This window comes from Flavonifractor sp., assembly GCF_019422385.1.
In the GTDB taxonomy this organism is placed as follows: domain Bacteria; phylum Bacillota; class Clostridia; order Oscillospirales; family Oscillospiraceae; genus Flavonifractor; species Flavonifractor avistercoris.
Genome location: NZ_JAHZDL010000076.1, coordinates 1 through 8266 on the forward strand (window position 1 = coordinate 1; position 8266 = coordinate 8266).

7 protein-coding genes and 1 other annotated feature are annotated in these 8266 nt (G+C 67.4%); of the genes, 4 read left to right on the forward strand and 3 right to left on the reverse strand.

All coding sequences use genetic code 11. The features are described 5' to 3' along the window. Positions 1-275: nucleoside deaminase (locus QZ378_RS10010; protein ID WP_291258162.1), on the reverse strand; the 275-nt coding region annotated here is incomplete at its 3' end. 109 nt (positions 276-384) lie between these two features. Here QZ378_RS10010 and QZ378_RS10015 point away from each other — a divergent pair. The 4 genes from QZ378_RS10015 to QZ378_RS10030 are packed head-to-tail and all read left to right on the forward strand — an operon-like array spanning position 385 to position 3208. After that, positions 385-942: a manganese efflux pump MntP family protein gene (locus tag QZ378_RS10015; RefSeq protein WP_291258163.1), complete on the forward strand. Its 558-nt coding sequence runs from the start codon at positions 385-387 to the stop codon at positions 940-942. A gap of 3 nt (positions 943-945) precedes the next feature. Next, positions 946-1668: a selenium cofactor biosynthesis protein YqeC gene (gene yqeC / locus QZ378_RS10020; protein WP_291258164.1), complete on the forward strand. Its 723-nt coding sequence runs from the start codon at positions 946-948 to the stop codon at positions 1666-1668. Continuing rightward, entirely contained in the window at positions 1656-2459 is an 804-nt protein-coding gene (gene yqeB / locus QZ378_RS10025) for a selenium-dependent molybdenum cofactor biosynthesis protein YqeB (RefSeq protein WP_291258165.1), read from the forward strand. Before yqeC ends, yqeB begins: the two co-directional genes overlap by 13 nt. Continuing rightward, a complete protein-coding gene (locus QZ378_RS10030) occupies positions 2447-3208 on the forward strand; it encodes an XdhC/CoxI family protein (RefSeq protein WP_291258166.1) in 762 nt (253 codons plus the stop codon). Before yqeB ends, QZ378_RS10030 begins: the two co-directional genes overlap by 13 nt. Positions 3209-4424: 1216 nt before the next feature. Here the strand turns inward: QZ378_RS10030 and ileS are convergent. Continuing rightward, positions 4425-7220, reverse strand: a complete 2796-nt coding sequence (gene ileS, locus QZ378_RS10035; protein ID WP_291258167.1) for an isoleucine--tRNA ligase — start codon at positions 7218-7220, stop codon at positions 4425-4427. Between the two features lie 119 nt (positions 7221-7339). After that, positions 7340-7569, reverse strand: a binding site (T-box leader). Positions 7570-7648: 79 nt separating this feature from the next. Next, a partial coding sequence (locus QZ378_RS10040; RefSeq protein WP_291258168.1) for a DivIVA domain-containing protein occupies positions 7649-8266 on the reverse strand: 618 nt, incomplete at its 5' end.

An 8266-nucleotide genomic window follows, 5' to 3' on the forward strand; every position in this document is an offset into this window, starting at 1 on the left:
GCGTTGACGATGGCCCCGGCGCACATGGGGCAGGGCTCCAGGGTGACGTAGAGGGTGCAGTCCCTCAGCCGCCAGCCCCCCAGGGTGCGGCAGGCGTCGGCAATGGCCTCGATCTCCGCGTGGCCCAGGGCGGTGCGCTCCCCCTCCCGCCGGTTGCGGCCCCGGCCTACCACGGCGCCGTCCTTCACGATCACGCAGCCCACCGGCACCTCGCCCGCTTCCCCCGCCTCCCGGGCCAGGGCCAGGGCCAGGCGCATCCAGTCCTCCCGCTCCATGACAATCTCCCCCCTCACATACTCCTATTTGTTATAGCATATTTTTCTCCTGTATGCTATAATCTTTTCAGCTGTTCTAACTTTCTTTTTTGAAAATGGGTGATTTTCTTTGGTCGAGATCTTACTCATCGCCGTCAGCCTGGCCCTGGACGCCTTCGCGGTGTCCGTGTCCAGCGGCATCTCCATCCCCGGCTTCGGGGTGAAACAGGCCGCCAGGATGGGCCTGTGGTTCGGCGCGTTCCAGTTCATGATGCCGGTGGCCGGCTGGCTGCTGGGCAGCAGCGTCAGCCAGTACATAGAGACGGTGGACCACTGGGTGGCCTTCGCCCTGCTGGCCGTCATCGGCGGCCGGATGGCCTGGGGCTCCCTCCGGGGCGGGGAGGAGGACGAGGCCCCGGCGGATCTCTCCGCCAGGCGGCTGTGCCTGCTGGCCATCGCCACCAGCATCGACGCCCTGGCCGTGGGGGTGTCCATGGCCTTCATGCGCGTGAATATCCTCTTTTCCGCCGTGGTCATCGGCGTGGTGGCCTTCGTGCTGTCCCTGGTGGGCGGCCTGGTGGGCAAGCGGCTGGGCAGCCTGTTCCAGCGGCGGGCCGAGCTGGTGGGCGGCCTGGTGCTCATCGCCATCGGCGTGAAGATCCTGATTGAGCACCTGAGCGGAGGTTAGGCCGTGGGCATCTGGGAGAAGCTGCGCCTGGAGCCGGACTGCCACCGGGTGGTGGCCCTGGTGGGGGCGGGGGGCAAGACCTCCACCCTCTACGCCCTGGCCCGGGAGGCCCGGGCCGCCGGCCTGACGGTTATTGTCACCACCACCACCCACATCAGGCCCCACCCCCGCCTGCCCCTGACGTGGGAGACGGACGGGGAGAAGCTCCGCGCCCTGGTGGACACCCAGGGGGTGGTGGTATGCGGCCGGCGGGAGCCCACGGGCAAGCTGACCCTGGCCGCGGCGGCGGAGACCTGCCGCCGGGCGGCGGACGTGGTGCTGGTGGAGGCCGACGGGGCCAAGATGCTGCCCCTGAAGGCCCCGGCGGAGCACGAGCCTGCCATCCCCCCCTGCGCCGACGCGGTGGTGGCGGTGGCGGGCCTGGACGGGGTGGGACAGGCCGTGGAGGCCGTCTGCCACCGGCCGGAGCGGGTGCGGGCCCTGCTGGGCGCGGGGGAGGGTCACCTCCTCACCCCGGCGGATGTGGCCGCCCTGCTGGCCCACCCCCAGGGGGGGCGCAAGGGGGTGGCGGAGGGCATGGCCTTCCGCTGTCTGCTGAACAAGGCGGACACGCCTGCGCGGCGGCAGTACGCCCGGGAGGCGGCGGCCCTGCTGGCCGCCCGGGGGATTGAGAGCGCCATTCACAGCTATACCGAGGAGGAGCGTGGCGGGTTATGCTGGTTTTGATCAAGGGGGCCGGGGATCTGGCCACGGGCACGGCGGTGCGGCTGCGCCGGGCGGGCCTTGACCTGGTGATGACCGAGGTGGAGCGGCCCACCGCCGTGCGGCGGACGGTGGCCTTCTCCCAGTGCATGTACGACGGGACGGCTGCCGTGGAGGGGCTCACCGCCCGGCGGGCGTCCGGAAAGGCGGAGGCCCTGGCCGCCCTGGCGCGGGGGGAGATCCCCGTGCTCTGCGACCCGGGGGCGGAAATTCGGAAGGAGCTGCCCTTTGACGGGGTGGTGGACGCCATCCTGGCCAAGAGAAACCTGGGCACCGCCATCACCGACGCCCCCATCGTCCTGGCCCTGGGGCCGGGGTTCACCGCCGGGGTGGACTGCCACGGGGTGGTGGAGACCAAGCGGGGCCACGATCTGGGCCGCCTGATCCTGGAGGGCTCCGCCATCCCCAACACCGGCGTGCCCGGCGACATCGGCGGCTACACCGAGGAGCGGATCATCCGCGCCCCGGCGGACGGCCTCTTTGAGCCCCTGGCCGCCATCGGCGACCGGGTGGAGGAGGGCGCGCCGGTGGCCCGGGTGGCCGGTGCGGTGGTGTGCGTCCGGCTCACCGGCGTGGTGCGGGGGATGCTCCCCGCCGGGCTGGCCGTCAAAAAGGGCATGAAGGCGGGGGACATCGACCCCCGGTGCGAGGCGCGCCACTGCTTCACCGTCTCCGACAAGGCCCGGGCCATCGGCGGCGGCGTACTGGAGGGCCTGCTGTACTTTGGAAAGGAGAAGGGGTTATGGAGCGTCTGATCCTCTGCGGCGGGGGCCACGTGTCCCTGGAGCTGGCCCACATCGCCGGCCGGCTGGAGTTTGAGCTGATCGTCATCGACGACCGGCCGGAGTTCGCCAACGAGAGCCGCTTCCCCATGGCCCGGCGGGTGATCTGCGCCCCCTTCCTGGAGGCCCTGGCGGAGCTGGGCAGCCGGGAGGACGACTACTACTGCCTGCTCACCCGGGGCCACGTCCACGACCGGGACTGCCTGGAGCATGTGCTGAGAGGCCGTTACGCCTACATCGGGATGATCGGCAGCCGGGCCAAGGTGGCGGCGGTGAAGGACTCCCTGGCGGCGGCCGGGTTCGCCCGGGAGGTGCTGGACGGGGTGTGCGCCCCCATCGGCCTGCCCATCGGGGGGCAGACCCCGGCGGAGATCGCCGTGTCCATCGCCGCCCAGCTGGTGCAGGTGCGCTCCCGCCGGGGCCCGGCGGCCGTCCCCCCGCCGGAGGGGGAGCCCGGCGTGCTGTGCACCATTACCGCCAAGCACGGCTCCACCCCCCGGGGCGTGGGCACCTGGATGCTGGTGCGGCCCGACGGCTCCGTCCTGGGCACCATCGGCGGCGGCGCGGTGGAGTTCCAGGCTGTCCAGGAGGCCAAAGCCCTGTGGGAGCGGGGCGGCGGCGTTACAATGACCCGGCACTACGACCTCTCCCCCGACGCCGCCAGCCTGGGCATGGTCTGCGGCGGCAGCATGGACGTGGAATTTATCGTCCGCAGGCCGTAGGGGCGGATACCATCCGCCCGCTTTTCCACGCAACTGCTGGCTCCGTGGGGCGCGGCAAGCTGGGCACGCCGTGCGTAGGGCCGCCATACATGGCGGCCGCTCAGTGGAGGCCCGGCCTCCGGCGAGCGCCTACGCGGCGGGCGCACCGCTTTTGATGGCAAAAGCGGGGGAAAACCAGCAGGACGGGGAATTTCGATTTCCACGGGTTAAGGTGGCTACGCCTGGATTGCTTTTGGGCTAAAACGTGCCACCGGCACGTTTCTTAACGCCCAAACGCCCTGCACCCACCCCTTGAAACGACCAAGAAGGGGGAATTGCGATTCCCCCTTCTTGGAACTTCCCCCGAGCTGTCCTACATGTAACCTTCCGGCCGAGGGGGCTTACGCTGTAACGCCCCCTCGGCTCGGGGCGGACGCACACACAGTGCACCCCTACGGATGGCTACGGTGATTGCCCCAGTATTTCGGAGGCATGGCACCGACGGCGGCCCGGCGGGCCAGGCCGGTACAGCGCAACTGTTCCCAGGGCTTGCAGGGCAACCCCGATGCGTGCAACCCGGGGCGCGGCAGCGCCTGAAACGAACAGAAAAAAGGAACCGGGCGTGGATGCACGCCCGGTCTTTGCCCTGTCCGTACAGCCCACCGCCGCCATGAACCCCCGTACTGGGGGGCGCCGGGGGTCGAAGGTGCCGGGGGCACCTTCGATGAAAATCAACGCGAAGCCACCTCAAAAAAGAACCCCCGGCCCCTTCTTTCCCCCCATTTCTTTGGGAAGAAATGGGGGCGCCCGCCGCGCAGGCGCGCCCCCGGGGGCACCCCGGTGCGAGAACGTGGAACCCCTCATCCGCCCCAGTGTGCGCACTGGGACACCTTCCCCCCAAAGAGGGGAAGGCCGGGCTGTCGATAAACCCTCCAGCCGAAGAATTCGGAGGGAAGAATAGTGTGAAAGGGAACCGTCAGGGTTCCCTTTCGCGTTGGATCAAACAACTTTTCGAAACTTTTTTGAAGTTTCAAAAAGTTTAGCAGCCTGTCGAAAAGATTTTTTCGACAGGCTGGGCTTCGGGCGGATGATATCCGCCCCTACATTGACAGACCAGCGCCGGGCAGGCCCGCCGCCGGGGCCCCCACCGGAACATGGTCATGATGAGACATACAGCAAGCAGAAATCAGGCGCCCGCGATTGCGGGCGCCTGTTTTTGTCTTGCGGATATGGGGGGTTACTCGGCCACCACGGCGGCGCAGCGGGGGCACAGCTCGGGGTGATGTCCCTCGGTGCCGATGTGCTCGTTGTGGTTCCAGCAGCGGGGGCACTTGGGGGCCTCGGACAGCTTGACGGCGATGGTGCAGGGCACCAGGCAGTCCTCCATCTGCTCCCCCTCCACGGGCCCGGTGGTGACAGTGACCTTGGACACGATGCACAGGGTGGCCAGATCCACGCCCTCCAGGAAGGCGGCGTCGGCGGCGGAGACGGACAGGGTGATGTCGGTGTCCTGGGCCTTCTTGAACACGCCGGCATTGCGGGCGTTCTCCAGGGCCTTGTTCACCGCGTCGCGGAGGGAGACCAGCTTGTCCCAGCGCTCCTGTCCGGCGGCGTCCAGGGCCAGCTTCTCCTCATAGCCGGGCATGTCGTTGAGCAGCACGCTCTCGGCGTCCACGCCCTTGGCGTGCTTCATGGCGTGCCAGATCTCGTCGGAGGTGAAGGCGAGTATGGGGGCAATGAGCCGGGTCATGCCGTCCAGGATGGTGTACAGGGCGGTCTGGGCGGAGCGGCGGCCGGCGTCGTCGCCGCAGTACAGCCGATCCTTGATGATGTCCAGGTAGAAGTTGGACATGTCCACCACGCAGAAGTTGTACACAGCCCGGTAGACGGCGTGGAACTCGTAGCGGTCGTACGCCTCCCGGCAGGCCTTCACCAGGTTGTTGCAGCAGGCCAGGGCGAACTTGTCCAGCTCCTCCAGCTGGTCATAGGCCACCGCGTGGGTGTCGGGGTCGAAGTCGCACAGGTTGCCCAGCATGTAGCGGGCGGTGTTGCGGATTTTCAGGTAGGCCTGGCTCAGCTGCTTCATGATGTCCTTGGAGATGCGCATGTCCTGGGTGTAGTCGGCGGAGGCCACCCACAGGCGGAGCATGTCGGCGCCGTACTCCCTGATGACCTCGTCGGGGGAGACGGCGTTGCCCAGGGACTTGTGCATGGCCTTGCCCTCGCCGTCCACAGTCCAGCCGTGGGTGGCGATCTGGTGATAGGGGGCCACGCCGTTGACGGCGATGGAGGTGAGCATGGAGGACTGGAACCAGCCGCGGTACTGGTCGCCGCCCTCCAGATAGAGGTCGGCGGGGTACTTCAGATAGGGGCGCTCCGCGGCCACGGCGGCCCAGGTGGAGCCGGAGTCGAACCACACGTCCATGATGTCGGTCTCTTTGGAGAAGTGGGCCTTGCCGCACTTGGGGCACACGAAGCCCTCGGGCAGCAGGTCGCGGGGCTCCTTGTCAAACCAGATGTTGGAGCCATGCTCCCGGAAGAGCCGGGCCACGTTGGCGATGGTCTCGGGGGTGACGATGTCCGCCCCGCAGTCGTCGCAGTAGAAGATGGGGATGGGCACGCCCCACACCCGCTGGCGGGAGATGCACCAGTCGGAGCGCTCGGTGATCATGGAGATCATGCGCTCCTTGCCCCACTCGGGCTTCCACTGGATGGCGTCGCAGGACTTCACCGCGGCGTCCTTGATGGCGTCCACGGAGCAGAACCACTGCTCGGTGGCCCGGTAGATGATGGGGTTCTTGCAGCGCCAGCAGTGGGGGTAGGAGTGGGTAATGTTCTCCTTGGCCACCAGGAAGCCCTCTCGCTCCAGATCCTCCACCACCATGTCATTGCCCTTGGCGTAGAACTGGCCGTTGTAGCGCTCGTCGGTCATGACGCCCTTGGCGTTCACCGGCACGGGCACGCCGATGTGGGTCAGTCCCGCCTTGTCGTACTGCCGGCAGATGGCGAAGTCCTCGGCGCCGAAGCCGGGGGCGGTGTGGACGCAGCCGGAGCCGGCGTCCAGGGTCACGTGCTCGCCGTTGAGGATCACGCTCTCCCGGTCAAAGAGGGGGTGCTTGGCGCTCATCAGCTCGAACTCGCTGCCCTTGAGGGTGGCCAGCACGGTACAGGCGGCATAGTCGATGTGGGCGGCCTTGCACACGCTCTCGGCCAGATCCTTGGCCAGGATATACACGTCGCCGCCGGGCACCTGGAGGAGCACGTAGTCAAACTCGGCGTTGAGGCAGATGGCGTAGTTGCCGGGGATCGTCCAGGGGGTGGTCGTCCAGATCACGAAGTAGGTGCGGCTCAGATCGGTGAGGCCCCCCAGCTTGCCCTTGTCGTCCAGCACGGGGAACTTGACGAAGATGGTGGTGCAGGGGTCGTCGGCGTACTCAATCTCCGCCTCGGCCAGGGCGGTCTGGTCGGCGGGGCACCAGTACACCGGCTTCATGCCCTTGTAGATGAGGCCCTTCTCCGCCATCTTGCCGAAGACCTCAATCTGCCTGGCCTCAAACTCGGGCAGCAGGGTGATGTAGGGGTTCTCCCACTCGCCCAGCACCCCCAGGCGCTGGAACTGCCCGGTCATCTTGGCGATATAGCCCTCGGCGTACTCCCGGCACTTGGTGCGGAACTGGGCGGTGGTCATCTCGTCCCGCTTGACCTTCTTGTCCTTCAGCACGGCGGACTCGATGGGCAGGCCGTGGGTGTCCCAGCCGGGCACATAGGGGGCGCAGTGGCCGGTCATGTTCTTGTGCTTGACGATCATGTCCTTGAGGATCTTGTTCAGGGCGGTGCCGATGTGGATGTTGCCGTTGGCGTAGGGGGGGCCGTCGTGGAGGACAAACTTGGGCTTGCCCTCGTTGCGCGCCACCATCTTGTGGTACAGATCGTGGTCGTACATGGCCTGGAGCATGTCCGGCTCCCGCTTGGGCAGGCCGGCCCGCATGGGGAAGTCGGTCTGGGGCAGATGGACGGTCTGGTTGTAATCCATGGGTGGTTCTCCTTTTTTCAGTGAATAGTAAAAAGTGAATGGTGAACAGTTTTGGGGGAGGGACGCGGGCCGACACGCAGGCGCGCCCGCCCGGGCAAACAAAAAGCGCCCCTGCCTCACAAAGAGACAAAGGCGCAAACCTCTGCGGTACCACTCTCATTGCCGCGGACAAGCCGCGGCCCCTCGGCGGCCGGTAACGGGGCCAGACGTCCGCACCTACTGGGCAAAGAGGCCGTTGGGGCGGCGGCTCGGAGGTGATCTTCCCGGCCCGCCCTGTCCGCCTTGCACCAAAAACGGCGGCTCTCTGCACAGGGTTGGGGGCGGTACTCGTCCTCGTCACAGCGTTTGGCTGGATAAAAACACTCGGAGGCGCGGTTTTCCGCGTCTCCGAGTATCTTACCTGTAATTCCGCCTTCTGTCAAGAGGCTTTACCGGATTTCGTAGTCCTTTCCGAACTGGAGGTGGTCGAAGTCGATGCGGCGGGTGGGCTCGGCGGGCTCCTCGGCCTCCTCCTCCCCGCCGTGGGAGCGGCTCAGCTCCAGCAACTCGGCGTACAGGCCGCCCTCCTTCTCCGGGGCGGGGCCGCCCAGATCCACCGTGTCCTCCCGCTGGCCGGCCTCGGCCTCGGCGCTCTCCTCGGCCACCAGCTTCTCCACGTTGTGGGAGATGTCCTCCACCGCGGTGTCCACCGGATCCGCCGCAGGGGCGGGCTGGGCGGCGGCGGTGAGCTTGGACAGGCCGTTGAGATAGTCCATCTCGTGCTGGTACAGCTCCTTGAGCTTGGACACGTAGGCCGCCGTGGCGTTCTGAGCCGCGGTGAGGCGCAGCTGCTCATCCCGCAGGCCCTGCTGCAGCTCCGCCATGCGGGCCTTGGCCTGGGCCTCCGCGTCCTTGAGCATCTCCGCCTTCTTGCTCTCCGCCTGGGCCACCATCTCGTCGGCCATCTTCTGGGCCGTCAGCAGGGCCTTGCGCATGGCGTCCTCGGTGGAGCGGTACTCCTCCACCTTGTCCACCAGCACCTTCATCTTGGCCTTGAGGGTGGCGTT

Excerpts from the sequence above, each read along its gene's own strand:
- yqeB (WP_291258165.1), top strand. The coding sequence starts at position 1,656 with ATGCTGGTTTTGATCAAGGGGGCCGGGGATCTGGCCACGGGCACGGCG.
- QZ378_RS10030 (WP_291258166.1), top strand. The coding sequence starts at position 2,447 with ATGGAGCGTCTGATCCTCTGCGGCGGGGGCCACGTGTCCCTGGAGCTG.
- ileS (WP_291258167.1), bottom strand. The coding sequence starts at position 7,220 with ATGGATTACAACCAGACCGTCCATCTGCCCCAGACCGACTTCCCCATG.